This is a genomic window from Herbidospora sakaeratensis (assembly GCF_001570525.1).
GTDB classification, from domain to species: domain Bacteria; phylum Actinomycetota; class Actinomycetes; order Streptosporangiales; family Streptosporangiaceae; genus Herbidospora; species Herbidospora sakaeratensis.
Genome location: NZ_BBXC01000007.1, coordinates 1217146 through 1230068, shown reverse-complemented (window position 1 = coordinate 1230068; position 12923 = coordinate 1217146). Strand labels below are relative to the sequence as shown.

Here is a 12923-nt window from a genome sequence, read left to right as displayed (position 1 = left end):
CCTCCCGAAGGTGGCAGAGCCTCTCGACCCCGACATGTTCGCCGGGTGCGCACCCGTCACCTCGCCGGTCCGGATCGGCGACAAGTGGACCGCGAAGATCATCCGCTGCCTCCAGGACGGCCCCCGGCGCTACTCCGAGCTCAAGGTCCCGCTGACCGGCATCACCCCGAAGGTGCTGACCGAGTCGCTGCGCTCGATGGAGCGCGACGGGCTGCTGACCCGGACCGCCCATCCGGGCATCCCGCCGAAGGTCGTGTACGAACTCTCGCCGCTCGGCCACTCCCTGGTCGAGCCGCTCGACACGATGTGCGCGTGGTCCCGGGCCAACCTCCCGAAGGTGCTGTCGGCCCGGGACGCCTACGACGTCGCATGAGAACGCCCGGCGACGAGCAGGCCGGCCCATGGACGCGGGTTGGTCACAGTTCCTTCCGGCGCGGGCCACATCGGGATCGAGAGGATCACGATTGCGGTCATGGCGAGGAGGAGCGGTTCGTGGCGGCACACACTGGGCTGGTGGGCCGGCCTGGCGGGCGTGACCGGGCTGCTGGCGCTGACCGGATCCGCGCTGCGCGGGACCGACGGGTTGCAGACCGCGGCGAACGTGGCCCAGCTGGCCGGTGTCATCCTCGTGGTTCCGACGCTGCTGGTTCCGCTCTGGTTGTGGTGGCGGCGCTCGACGGTGCGTCCGGCGGTGACCTCCGCGCACGTGGACCACGCCAAGGACGTGCTGGCCGGGCTGATCGAGCATCAGTGGAACACCGAGGCGAGGATGCGATCGGTGGACGATCCCTCCCCCATCCCGGTGCGATGGCGGCTGACCCGTACCTCCGGCGTCATGGACCATCCGGCCAACCTCACCCCCGGTCTGCGGCGACTGAGCGTGCACAGCGACGACATCGTCGCCGCGGCCAGGACGTTCCGCCGGCTGCGCCGTCGTCGCCTGGTCATCCTCGGCGACCCCGGCACCGGCAAGACCACTCTGGCCATCCAGCTCATTCGTGAACTGCTCGCCACCCGGGGCGCCCATCCCGGCGAACCGGTGCCGGTGTTGATGTCGGTGGCCGACTGGGACACGCGGAACCACCCCCGTCTGCACCAATGGCTCGCCGTACGGCTCGAACACGACTATCCCGCCCTGCGGGCCGCCGACCTGCCCGCCGAGATGCCGGCGGCCCTCGCCACGCGGGGGCACGTCCTGCCCGTGCTCGACGGCCTGGACGAGCTTTCCCCGCCCGCGCGGCAGGCCGTCATCGTGGCGCTGAACCAGTCTCTCGCCGATACCGACCAGCTGATCGTGACCAGCAGGACCGCCGAGTTCAGCCGGGCCGTGGAGGGGGCGGGAGACGTCCTCACCTCGGCCATGGTCATCGAGCCGCGGGCGCTGACCCCGAAAACGGCCGCCGCCTACCTGGAGCGATGCCTGCCGCCGCGCCCGGCGGCCGGGTGGGAGGAGGTCCTCGCCGTCCTGCGCGCGACGCCCGCCGGGCACGACGCCGGCCGTGTCCTGGCCACGATCGCCGGTACGGCGCTGGGCCTGTGGCTACTTCGGGTGGTCTACATCGACGACCGCGCCGACCCTGCGCCTCTGACGGAGCCCGGGCGGTTCCCCGACACCGCACGGTTGAAGGGTCATCTGCTCGACCGGCTCATCCCCGCCCTCATCGCCACGCGCACGCCCGGCGCGGACCCGGCAGACCCCTTCCTGCCCCACCGTCGCCACGACCCCCACCAGGCCCGTCGTTGGCTGACCTACCTGGCCCGCACCATGGCCCACCCCCTGAACGGCACGCCCACCCGCGACTTCGCCTGGTGGGACCTGGCCCGGAGGACCCGTGCCTTCACCGCCGTGAGCAGGCTCGCGATCGCCGGCGCGGTCACCGTCGTGGTCGCGTCCGTGGTCGCGGCCGGGCTCGTGGTCGTGTACGACCCCCTGTTCGAGATCACGATCGTGATCGCGATCACCGTCGGGCTCGTCGGCGGGCTGGCGGTCGGGCTGCTGTCAGGGTCATGGCCCCTGGAGGAGCCGGGGTTCGCCAACCTCCGCCTGCACGGCCGGCGGTCTCTGCTCGCCCGCCGGCTCGCGGGCGCGGTCTCGGCCGGGATCGCGGCGGGGATCGTGGTCGGCGGCGGGGTCGGGATCATCGTCGGCATCCGGGCCGGACTCGATTTCGGATTCGAGGCCGCGCTCCCGGCCGGTGGCGTGTTCGGGCTTCTGGCCGCACTCGTGGTGGGTGCGGCCGCAGTGGTCGTGTTCGTGCTCGTGGCCGGGTTCATGGGATGGGTGGAGACACCGGCCGCGGCAGACCGGGCAAGAGCGCCGATGAGCAGCTGGCAGGCAGACCGTGCCCTCAACCTGGTGCGCATCGACGCGGTGGTCCTCGGCGTCGGGATCACGTTCGGGGGGATGGGGGCCGCGGCGGGACTCAGGGACGGGCCGGTGACCGCACTCGTCGCCGGGCTCGTGCTGGGGCTCGTGCCCGCGTTCTCCCTCGGGCTGGTGGGCGGGCTGGTGGGCGGGAATCATCACGCCTGGCCGGCGTATGCCGCCGCCACCTGCCGGCTGGCCTGGTCGGGGCGCCTGCCCCGCGCGCTGATGCCGTTCCTGGACGACGCGCACCGGCTCGGGCTGTTGCGCGCGGTCGGCCCGTTCTACCAGTTCCGGCACGCCGACCTGCAGGACCACCTCGCCGCCGGACCACCCGGGTAGAGGGCGAGGTGACCGGCGGCGTGCCGGGCGCGGGCTCGTTCTGCCCGCGCCCGGCATCCGGTGGCGGCCGCCGCAGGATCAGCCCCGGCCCGCCCCGGGAGACATGTCCGGCGTGTCGCCCTGGTTCGGCCCGCCCGGGTTGTCCGGGCCCGGGCCGCCGGGCCCGTTGTCACCCGGCCCCGGGTCGTTCGGCCCGGGGTCGTTCGGTCCCGGGCCCTCGTTTCCGGGGTCGTCGGTCCCCGGGTTGTCGCGGCCCGGACCGTCGGTGCCCGGGTCGGTCGTGCCGGGGTCGGTCTGGTCCCAGCCGTCCGGCGGACGCTGGCCGTACTCGTCCCACGGGCCCTCGTCGTAGGGGCCCTCCGACCACGGGTCGAAGCGTTCCTCCACGCCGAACCGCTCCTGGTTGATCGGCGTGAACGGCGTCGCGGGAACGCCCTCCAGGGCCGCCGTCATGGTCGCCTTCCAGATCGGCCCCGGCACGGTCGCGCCGAAGACCGAGCCGTACCAGCGGCCGCCGATCGTCACGTTGTTCAGCTTGTGGGTGATCGCGCCGCGCGGGTCGGCCAGGCTGACCGCGCCGGCCAGGTCGGGGGTGAAGCCGGCGAACCAGGCGCTCGACTGGTTGTCGTTGGTGCCGGTCTTGCCGGCCGCCGGGCGGCCGATGCCGCCGACGCTCCGCATGGTGCCCTTGGTGAACACGCCCGACAGGATGTCGGCCGCCGCGTCGGCCACCTCGGCGTCGATCGCCTGGTTGCACTCCGGCGTGAACGAGGTCTTCTTCCCGTCGCGGTCGGTGATCGCGGTGATGGCCATCGGCGTGCAGTACTTGCCGCGCGCGCCGATCGCCGCGTAGGCGTTGGCGACGGTGACCGGGTCCATCTCGTTGATGCCGAGCGTGAAGGTCTCGTACTCCTGGAGCTTCTTGCCGTCGGCGCGCTTGATGCCGAGCGCCTTGGCCGTCTTGACCGTCTCGCACAGGCCGACGCGCTCCTCCAGCGTCAGGAAGAACGTGTTGACCGAGCCCCACGTCCCGGTCTGGAGGGTGGTGTAGCCGGGCGAGCCCTCGTCGTTGGTCACGGCGTGGTTCGGGTCGCCGACGGCGTTGCCGGCGCAGTCGGTGAACGCCGAGGGCGACGGCGCGGTGTACGACCCGCCGACGTTGAACCCGTCGCTCAGCCGCATGCCCTGGCCGAGCGCCGTGAGCAGCGTGAACGTCTTGAACGTCGACCCCGCCTGGACGCCCCCGAGCCCGCCGTGGGCGCGGTCGGCGACCACGTTGTAGTCGAGGTTGTCGCGGCTGGCGGCCATCGCGCGGATCGCGCCGCTGCCCGGCTCGACGAGCGCCTGGGCGGCCACCGGGCCGTCCTTCGGGCCGACGAACGCCTCGATGCCCTTCTGGGCGGCGTCCTGCATCTTCGGGTTCAGGGTGGTGCGGATCGTCATGCCGCCCTGCTTGAGGGCGCGTTCGCGGTCGGAGCGGGTCTTGCCGAATCGTTTGTCGGCCAGCACCTCCGCGGCGACGTACTGGCAGAAGTAGCGGTAGTCGCTGGTCTCGCAGCCGCCGGGGATCGGCACGCCCTTGTAGCCGAGCTTGGTCTTCTTCGCCTTCGCCGCCTCGGCGGGGGTGATCTTGCCGAGTTCGGCCATCCGGTCGAGCACCACGTTGCGGCGGGCGATGAGCGCGTCGCGGTTCTTCTTGCCGCCCTCCGGGTCGGTGGACGTCGGCAGCCGGACCGCCGCCGCCAGCGTCGCCGACTGGGCCAGGTTCAGCTTGGCCGCCGTGACGCCGAAGAAACGCTTGGCGGCGGCCTGGATGCCGTGCGCGCCCGCGCCGAAGTAGGCGATGTTCAGGTACTTCTCGAGGATCTGGTCCTTGGTGTACTTCTCCTCGACCGACAACGCGTAGCGCAGCTCGTTCAGCTTGCGCACGTAGCTGGGCGCGAGCGCCGCCTCCTTCTGCTCGTCGGTGGTGGCGCTGTTGAGCAGGACCTGCTTGACGTACTGCTGGGTGATGCTGGAGCCGCCCTGGGCGACGCCGCCCGCGCTGAGGTTGGCGGCCAGGGCGCGGATGGTGCCCTCGAGGTCGATGGCGCCGTGCTGGTAGAAGCGGTCGTCCTCGATCGCCACGATCGCGGTGCGCATGATCGGGGCGACCTTGTCGACGGTGACGTTCTCGCGGTACTGGTCGTAGAACTGGGCGATGCGCTTGCCGTCGGCGTCGAGGAGCGTGGTCTTCTCGGCCAGCGGCGGTTCGGCCAGCTCCATCGGGCTGAGGTCGATGGTCTCGGCCACCCCGCTGAGGGCGATGCCGGCCGGGAGCGCGAGCCCGGCGGTGATCACCCCGGCGGCGATCCCGGCGACGAGCAGGCCGGGCATGGTACGTAGGCGCATCAGAGTTTCCCGAGGCCACGTGCCGCGATCGTGGCGGTCCTGGCGACGACGGAGTCGTCGGCGGCGGCGTTCCTGTCGGTGCGGTTGGTGTAGATCGCCATGATGATCGGCTTCTTCGACCCCTTCGGCCAGATGATCGCGATGTCGTTGGCGGTCCCGTAGGTGCCGCCCGTCCCGGTCTTGTCGCCGACCCGCCAGCTCTTGGGCAGCCCGGCCCGGATGCGCTTGTCGCCGGTCTCGTTGGCGACCAGCCAGCCGGTGAAGGTGCGGCGGTCGCCCGCGTCGAGGGCGTCGCCCGCGGTCAGGTCCTTCAGGTCGCGGGCGACGGCGGCCGGGGTGGTGGTGTCGCGGAGCTCCGCGGGATGCCAGAGGTTGAGACCGGGTTCGTTGCGGTCGAGGCGCGACACGTGGTCGTCCAGGCTCCGGAAGTAGCGGGTCAGGCCCTTCGGCCCGCCGACCTGCCGGAGCAGCAGGTTCGCGGCGGCGTTGTCGCTCTTGGTGACGGCGGCACGGGCCAGCGCGGCCACGGTCATGCGCGACCCGACGTGCTTCTCGACCTCCGGCGAGTAGTCCACCAGGTCCTTCTTCCTGATGGGGATGCGCTTGCCGAGGATGTCGGGCTTCTTGTCCAGCACGGCCGCCGCGAGCACCGCCTTGAAGGTCGAGGCGAGCGGGAAACGCTCGCCCGAGCGGTAGGCGATCGTCTTGCCGGTGGCGGTGTCGATGGCGTACAGGCCGATCCGGCCTTTGAACGAGGTCTCCAGCGCGCGCAGATCCGCGACCGCCGAGGTCGGCGGCGCGGTGACGGCGCCGGAGAGCAGGGCGAGGGACATCACGAAGGAAAGCATGCCGAGGAGTCTGTTCTGTCAGCGTAAATACCGTCAAAGACACTTGAAGACTACATTATGCATTCATGACATAATTCCTGGTCGTGGACCTCCTCGCAGCCTGGAGAGTGTTCGTCAACGTCAGCGAACGCGGCAGCTTCACCGAGGGCGCCGCCGCCTCCCAGGTGCCCCAGCCGGTGGCCAGCCGCCGCATCGCCGCCCTGGAACAGCACCTCGGCGCCAAGCTCTTCGACCGGTCCGCGCGGGGCGCGCTGCTGACCGACTTCGGCCGCGACCTGCTCCCGTCGGCGCAGCGCCTGGTGCGGCTCGCCGACGACATGGAGTGGGAGGCGGGCCAGGCCCGGCTCAAGCCGCTCCGGCTGGCCGTGCCGGAGATCTGCGCGGTCCGCGACCTGGCCCTGCTGACGGTGGAGGCCCGGCAGGAGGGCGTGCACCTCGACGTGGTCGCCGCCGCCGCCGGGATCAGGGCCGAGCTGGCGCGCTCCCGCGAGGTCCGCGCGGCGCTGGTCGCCACGCCCGAAGACGGTGCGACGTGGGTGGTCGACCTGGGCCTGGCCGGCGTGGGGGGTCCGCCGGGTCCGGTCGTGTACGTCGAGAGCCTCCGGCCCGCCCGCGCCGACAGGTCGGGCCGCCGGCCGAGGATCTGGATCCAGCCGGAGGACGACGTCCCGCACATCAGAGATCGCCTGTTCCGGATCAGGGACGCCGCCGGCCTGCTGCCCTCCCAGGTCGCGGTCGCGCCCTCGCTGGTCGTGGCCGCCGCCGAGGTGATGGTCTCGGCCGACCTGCTGCTCTGCTCGCCGCGCCAGGCCGCCGAGCTCGGGCTGGAGTGGCGGCCCGTCGGCGAACTGCGCCTCCCGCGCGGGTACGCTGTGGCCTCCGCCATCGGGGACGACGCCGAGCGGGTGCGGGGATGGCGTCGGGTGGCCGCCTGCCTGGGGGTTGACGCGTGATCCGTGACCTGCGCCGGATGCTGGAGGAGGGCGGCCTGCGGGGCTCCTTCCTGGTCCGCGACCTGCGTACCGGCGAGGAGATCGGCATCGACCCCGACGACGAGTACACCACCGCGTCGCTGGTCAAGATCCCGCTGGCGGCGGCCACCCTCTACCGGGTCAGGCGCGGCGAGCTCGACGGGGCCATGCGCCTGACGGTCGGCCCCGGCGCCCGCCACTCCCCCGGCCCGACCGGCGCCAGCAGGTTCCGCCACCCGGCCGAGATCGCCGTCGACGACCTGCTCCTGCTGACCATGACGATCAGCGACAACACCGCCGGCGACGCCCTGTTCGAGCTGACCCCGCCCGCGATGGTGGCCGCGTTCCTGGACGACCACGGGTTGCGCGGCATCTCGATCCGCCACACGCTGCGCCACCTGACCGACAGCCCGGTGCAGGCGCTCGGCGGTCATCTGGCCCACGTGCTGGCCATCGAGGGCGCCACCGCCGGACGCGGCCACCCGGTCCCCCAGCTCGACGTGACGCGGGGCTCGTCGGGGTCGGCCCGCGCCTTCGTCGACCTGCTGGCGGCGTTGTGGCGGCCGTCCGCGATCGACCCCTGGGTGGCCGGGCGGGTGCGCGAGCTGATGGGCGACAACGTGCTGCGCCAGCGCCTGGCCCCCGACTTCACCTCCGACCTGACGACCTGGTCGTCCAAGACCGGCACGATGCTCAACCTGCGCCACGAGGTCGGCGTGGTGGAGCACGCCGGCGGCCAGGTCTACGCCGTGGCGGCGCTGACGGAGTCGCGCGTCGCGGCGGTCCGGCAACCCGGCGCGGAGGCGCTGATGGCTCAGGTGGCGCGGGCCTTACGGGACGAAATCCGGTCGCGCTGACCCCGGTCGCTTTGCGACGATCGCGGCAAATGAGCACCCGACTGCGGGCCGTCGCCCGCGAGACCATGGACATCGTCGAGACCGGCGGATACCGGCTTCCCTCCGGCCGCTGGGTCGAGGTGACCGTCGACCCGGCCCGCACCCGCCTCCACCTGCCCGGCGAGCGGCTCGACCGGCGCGGCGACCGAACGCCGCTGATCGACGTGCGCAACCAGACCACGCTCCAGGGGGCCCGCGAGCTCGGCGGCGACCCGGCCTGCCTGGTCTTCGCCTCGGCCAGGAACCCCGGCGGCGGCTTCCTGAACGGCGCGAAGGCGCAGGAGGAGGACGTGGCCCGCGCCTCGGCGCTCTACACCTGCCTGACCGCCGCCCCCGCGTTCTACGCCTTCCACCGCGAACAGGGCGACCTCCGCTACAGCGACCGGGTGATCTACTCCCCCGGCGTGCCGGTGTTCCGCGACGACAGGGGCGGCCTGCTCGACGAGCCCTACCGGGTGGCGTTCCTGACCTCGGCCGCGCCCAACGCGCGGGCCATGGGGCAGCCGCCGAGCGCGTCGCCCGGCGAACTCGCCGGCCTGCTCGACGCCAGGGCGGCGCGGGTGCTCGACGTCGCGGCCGCGCACGGGCACCGGCGGCTGGTGCTCGGCGCGTGGGGCTGCGGGGTGTTCGGCAACGACCCCGCGATGGTCGCCGCCGCCTTCGCCTCGGCCCTCGCCGGGCCGCAGCCGTTCGACCACGTCAGGTTCGCCGTGCTCGACCGACAGCCGGGCGCCCCGACGTTCGCCGCGTTCGCGGCGGCCTTCACCGGCTGACCAGCACCAGCCCGGCGACGAGCACGACCAGCAGGAGCACCACGATCGGCGCGGTCAGTCTGGCCGCGCTGTAGGGCCGTCTCCCGCGCACCTCCCCGGTGGCGCCGTCGACGGTGAAGCGCCAGGTCTTCCCGTCGAGCAGATAGGTGCCGGTCCAGTACGGCAGCAGGACGAGGTCGCCGTCGATCGAGGGATAGGTGGTGACGACGGAGTGCAGCCGCCGGTCGTCGCCGCCGATGTCGGCCAGGCAGGCCGCCCTGACCTGCGGCCGCACCGAGGTCTTGGCCTGGTCGAGCGCCTGGTCGGGCGGCACGGTGTACCGCGGCGTCTCCACCCCCGACAGGTATTCGGCCCGGAACGGCACCGTCGCGGCCGGCAACCTCTGAGTTCGAAGGTGGCCCACCCCCGGCACGACGACGTCGGCGAACCGGCGGCCGACCCTGCCGCGCGCGTGACGCCAGCGGGTACGCCGCACCTGGCGGCTCCGGCCCTCGTCGTCGGTCTCGGCCTGGTAATGGTGGTCGCCGCGCCGTCCGGCGTACCGGGTGACGGTCTCCAGGTCGAACACCCAGGCGGGGAGGAAGGTGGCCCGCATCGAGGCGGCGTCGGACACCCGGGCGGCCGCCCACCGGTCGAGGGCCGTCGAGGCGTGCCGCCGGTCGACCGCGAACGGCACCACCGCCCCGGGCCGCACCTCGCCGCCGAGCTCCCTGACGATCGGCGTCTCACACGCCGGGCACCGCGACGACAGGAGCGCGGGCGTGGACGTGGTCGCGCACCGGGGACACACCACCCGGTGCTCGTCGGTGACGGTCACGGGCAACCGCCCGCGCAGCGTCTCCACCGGCCGCCGCACCGCCGGCCCGGTCACCACGAGAGGCTGGAAATCCTGACAGTACGGGCAGCGCATGCCTTCGTCCCCCGGGACGTACTCGGTCACGCCGCCACAGAGATCGCAGTGCATCGTGCTACCCCCACGGTGGCAGGGGCGTGGTCAGGCCCCCGACGTCGATGTCGCAGATCTCCAGCCCGGTCTCGGCGAGATCCCTGCTGACGGCGGCGGCCACCTCGTCGGCCAGCGCCGCGTCGTTCAGCACGTCGAGCACCGCCCGCCGCTCCGACCAGGCCGCGACGGTGTTCGTCAACCGCCGCAGCAGCGGCCCCCGGACCGCCTCGGCGACCTGCTCGGCCTCGACGAGCGCCTGCCCGGCGACGAGCTGGTTGAGGAACGCGGTCGGATCGGCCACCCGGAACGAGAAGCTCCCGTGCGCCGCGAGCAGCAGCGGCCCGTTCTCGGGATCGCGCACCTGCACGGGCCGCCGGGTCCCCCACTTGAGATTGCTGAACCTGCGGGTGCTGACGAAGTGCACCTCGGCCTTGTCCGGCGACCGGAACCCGTACCGGAACCCCCGCAGCCTGCTCGTGACGGGGACGTTGCCCGTCCGCAGGGTCTGCGTCCCGGCATGACACTCCCGGACGATCTGCCCGCCCCGGACGAACAGCGCGACCTGCCATTCCCGCACGATCAGCTTGCTGCCGTTCTTCAGCTCGTCGAACGGCCGGTCATACCGCCAGGCGACGACCCCCGGCCGCCCGCCCTTCCACTCGACGATGTCGATCAGTTCGCCACGGATCAGGCCCATGTGCTCCCGCCTTCGTGAACTCACACACCCCAGTGGGAACAGGTAACCGTCCGCTTGCGGACAGTGGGGGTAACTTCGCGGATAGACAAATATGGGGAAATATCGCTAACGAACCGCCGGGTGACCCAAACCAAACGATCCGGCTGATGCGGCGCGTTCCACATCCCACAGACGTGCGACGGTCAAGGCAGGGCACCCGGCGAACACGCAGGCCGGCTCCCACGAAGGAGCCTGTTTCGCGACATCGCCACAGCCGATTCCACGGGCCCCGGCAGCGGCAGCGGGCAGGCCGGGGAAACACAGAGCCCGCCCCGCCGCGTGAATAACGGTCCTCTGGAACGACCACCGGCACGTGCTCGAATCCGAGGGCGACCAGCACGCGCCGCCCGGCGACGCCTGTTTCTCAAACCAGGCGCGGAGCCAGGTGAGCAAAGCCGTGATGGAGCCGCGTTCGTCGTGGCGGTCGGCCTTGTGTCCTGGGCCGGCCCGCGGCCATGCGTGGCGCCTGGATACGATCCGACACCACTGTCAACCGTGACCCAGGAGCCGAACCGCTCAGGAAGGTCCCGCCGGGGCGGCCCGGTCCGCGCCCGGCAGAGCGCCCCGTTGATCGCCACGACCCATGAGCCAAGCGTTGTCAGCAGATCCAAGAAGCAACCTGACCCGCACGACGTTGCCGGCCGTCTCGTCGGTGTACTCGGCGACCCTGACGTAACCGTGGTCGTCGTAGAGGCGGTCGAGCTCGGGGCTGCCGGCCCAGTGGTCGAGGGCCAGCGCGGGGGCGCCGTGCGCCCGGGCGAGGCGCTCGGCCTCCTCCAGCAGGGCCGCGCCGACGCCGTGGCCCTCGGGACCGCGGTCGGTCATCACGGTGTGGATGAACAACGATCCGCCGGGCACGGCCCCGGCGGGGATCCGCGGCGGGACCACGGGGGCCGCGGCCAGCATCCCGACGCAGCGGCCGTCGCGTTCGGCCAGGGTGACGACGTTCTGGCGGGCCCAGTCGGCGACCCGGTCGGGGAAGCCGGGGATGCGGGAGAACGGCACGGTGCCCCACTGCCCGGGCCGCCCCCGGGCCAGGAGCCATGCGTGGACGGCGTCCATCAGGGTCAGCAGGGCCGCGACGTCGTCGGCCGTCGCCGGGCGCAGCTGGGCAGAAGATCGTGGCATCGCGTCCTCCGTGCAGGTTAGACTCCGCATGCCCTATTAATTCAACTTTCTAAGGATTAGATTGTCAAAGCAATCCAGGGTTCAGGCCGTGACCAGGGACGTCCAAGAACTCCAGGACGCCACCGACCTCATCGACGAACTCGCGGCCCGGCGGCTCGGCGTCAACCGGACCGACCTGCGGTGCCTGAGCCGGCTGACGGCGCGCGGCCCGCTCACCGCGAGCGAGCTGGCCGCCGCCGCCGGCCTCACCGGAGGGGCCGCCACCACCGCCATCGACCGGCTGGAGCGGACCGGCCTGGTCGAACGGGTCCGCGACACGGCCGACCGGCGCCGGGTCCACGTGCGGCTGACCCTTCGGGGCACACAGGACGTCCGGGAGATCTGGGGGCCGATCGCCGACGACGCCCAGGCCGAGCTGCTGCGGTTCAGCCTCGCCGAACTCGACGTCGTCGAGACCTTCCTGAGCCGCGCGCTGGCCATCCAGGCACGGCACGCCGACCGTCTCCGCGGCGGCGCGGAAGGGGCCCTCTAGGTCGGGCGGGTCCGGGGACGGCCACCGTGCAGACGGGGCGCCCACATGCGCGGGTGGCGGGTCAGGCGGTGCGCCGGCGGCGTGCCGGCGATCGTGGAGTCGACGGCAACGCCCGAAGCACCTGTGCGGAAGGCCGGCGCGATCAGTTCGAGACGACGTCGGTCAGGGCGGGGCGTTTGGCGAGGCGGCCGTTGCCCGAGGAGCGGCCCGTCAGGCGGCGGATCAGCCACGGGCCGAGGAAGGTCACCACCCAGACCACCTCCGCGTGGTACCTGGCCAGCCGGTTCGGCGTCTTCAGCGGGGGCAGCGGGGCGGCCCAGGACTCGTCGGCGCCGGGCAGACCGAGGGCGTGGGCGGCGCCGGCGGCGATCAGCGAGTGGCCCAGCGGGGTGGCGTGCACGCGGTCGCGGCACCACAACCTCGGGTCGACCCCGATCTCGTAGGACTCCGTGTCGACCACGATCACGCCGAGCCTGCGCGCCGACTCGCGGATGCGCTGGTTGAACTCCAGCAGCCTCGGCCGCAGGTGGCGGGTCATCGCGGAGATGCGGGTCACGTCGGGGTAGGTGAAGGTGAGGACGGTCGCCCCGGCCGAGGCGAAGGCGGCGTAGACGGCGTCGAGGTCGGCCATCACCGCGTCGACGTCGAAGCCGGGACGGACCAGATCGTTCATGCCGACCATCACGGTGACCAGGTCGGGCCGCATCGCCAGGGCGGGGTCGAGCTGCATCGACCTCACGTGGCGGGTGCGGTGGCCGCGGATGGCGAGGTTGGCGTACTGGATCCCGGGGTGGTGGACGGCGAGCATCTCGGCGAACCGGTCGGCCCAGCCCCGGTAGCCCGCCGTCTCGTCGCCGTCGTTGAGGCCCTCGGTCTGGCTGTCGCCGACGGCGACGTAACGGAGATAGCGCATGCCCGCTCCTGCGCTCAGGTGGTCGTGCGGAATGATCGCATCAGGCCCGCTTGTCCGATGTTCACCGAGCAGGTGACACGTG

At 72.5% G+C, this 12923-nt stretch carries 12 protein-coding genes; 6 read left to right on the top strand and 6 right to left on the bottom strand.

Going from position 1 to position 12923, the window contains the following annotated elements; genetic code table 11:
* The first annotated feature begins 10 nt into the window (after positions 1-10).
* Both AW271_RS05165 and AW271_RS05160 read left to right on the top strand, forming a co-directional pair.
* Positions 11-373, top strand: coding sequence for a winged helix-turn-helix transcriptional regulator (locus AW271_RS05165; protein WP_245652928.1), 363 nt, complete (start codon positions 11-13; stop codon positions 371-373).
* A gap of 99 nt (positions 374-472) precedes the next feature.
* A complete protein-coding gene (locus tag AW271_RS05160) occupies positions 473-2707 on the top strand; it encodes an NACHT domain-containing protein (RefSeq protein ID WP_062332444.1) in 2235 nt (744 codons plus the stop codon).
* A gap of 78 nt (positions 2708-2785) precedes the next feature.
* Here AW271_RS05160 and AW271_RS05155 read toward each other — a convergent pair whose 3' ends face one another.
* Together AW271_RS05155 and bla are read right to left on the bottom strand one after the other, a co-directional pair.
* On the bottom strand, positions 2786-5098 hold the full coding sequence (locus AW271_RS05155; protein WP_169806280.1) for a transglycosylase domain-containing protein: 2313 nt from the start codon (positions 5096-5098) through the stop codon (positions 2786-2788).
* Positions 5098-5946 carry a class A beta-lactamase gene (gene bla, locus AW271_RS05150; RefSeq protein ID WP_062332442.1) on the bottom strand — a complete coding sequence of 283 codons (849 nt, stop codon included), beginning with the start codon at positions 5944-5946 and terminating at the stop codon, positions 5098-5100. The genes AW271_RS05155 and bla overlap by 1 nt, the downstream gene beginning before the upstream one ends.
* Positions 5947-6029: 83 nt before the next feature.
* On the opposite strand from bla, the gene AW271_RS05145 reads away from it, so the two are divergent.
* Genes AW271_RS05145 through AW271_RS05135 form a run of 3 tightly spaced genes read left to right on the top strand, consistent with a single transcriptional unit; the run spans position 6030 to position 8586 of the window.
* Positions 6030-6899: a LysR family transcriptional regulator gene (locus tag AW271_RS05145; protein WP_062332439.1), complete on the top strand. Its 870-nt coding sequence runs from the start codon at positions 6030-6032 to the stop codon at positions 6897-6899.
* Positions 6900-6916: 17 nt separating this feature from the next.
* The gene (locus AW271_RS05140) at positions 6917-7774 is read left to right on the top strand and encodes a serine hydrolase (RefSeq protein ID WP_062333129.1); all 858 of its coding nucleotides are present in this window, start codon (positions 6917-6919) and stop codon (positions 7772-7774) included.
* Positions 7775-7803: 29 nt separating this feature from the next.
* On the top strand, positions 7804-8586 hold the full coding sequence (locus AW271_RS05135) for a TIGR02452 family protein (RefSeq protein WP_062332436.1): 783 nt from the start codon (positions 7804-7806) through the stop codon (positions 8584-8586).
* Here AW271_RS05135 and AW271_RS05130 read toward each other — a convergent pair.
* From AW271_RS05130 to AW271_RS05120, 3 genes are all read right to left on the bottom strand, one after another.
* Complete coding sequence (locus tag AW271_RS05130) at positions 8576-9457, bottom strand: hypothetical protein (RefSeq protein ID WP_157553902.1); 882 nt, start codon at positions 9455-9457, stop codon at positions 8576-8578. The genes AW271_RS05135 and AW271_RS05130 overlap by 11 nt on opposite strands.
* A 97-nt stretch (positions 9458-9554) precedes the next feature.
* Positions 9555-10229: an SPFH domain-containing protein gene (locus AW271_RS05125; protein ID WP_062332432.1), complete on the bottom strand. Its 675-nt coding sequence runs from the start codon at positions 10227-10229 to the stop codon at positions 9555-9557.
* A 555-nt stretch (positions 10230-10784) separates the two neighbouring features.
* Positions 10785-11396, bottom strand: a complete 612-nt coding sequence (locus tag AW271_RS05120; protein ID WP_062332429.1) for a GNAT family N-acetyltransferase — start codon at positions 11394-11396, stop codon at positions 10785-10787.
* Between the two features lie 88 nt (positions 11397-11484).
* On the opposite strand from AW271_RS05120, the gene AW271_RS05115 reads away from it, so the two are divergent.
* The gene (locus AW271_RS05115) at positions 11485-11928 is read left to right on the top strand and encodes a MarR family winged helix-turn-helix transcriptional regulator (RefSeq protein ID WP_062332426.1); all 444 of its coding nucleotides are present in this window, start codon (positions 11485-11487) and stop codon (positions 11926-11928) included.
* A 142-nt stretch (positions 11929-12070) separates the two neighbouring features.
* Here the strand turns inward: AW271_RS05115 and AW271_RS05110 are convergent, their stop codons facing one another.
* Positions 12071-12841, bottom strand: coding sequence for an SGNH/GDSL hydrolase family protein (locus AW271_RS05110; protein ID WP_062332423.1), 771 nt, complete (start codon positions 12839-12841; stop codon positions 12071-12073).
* Between the last annotated feature and the right edge of the window lie 82 nt (positions 12842-12923).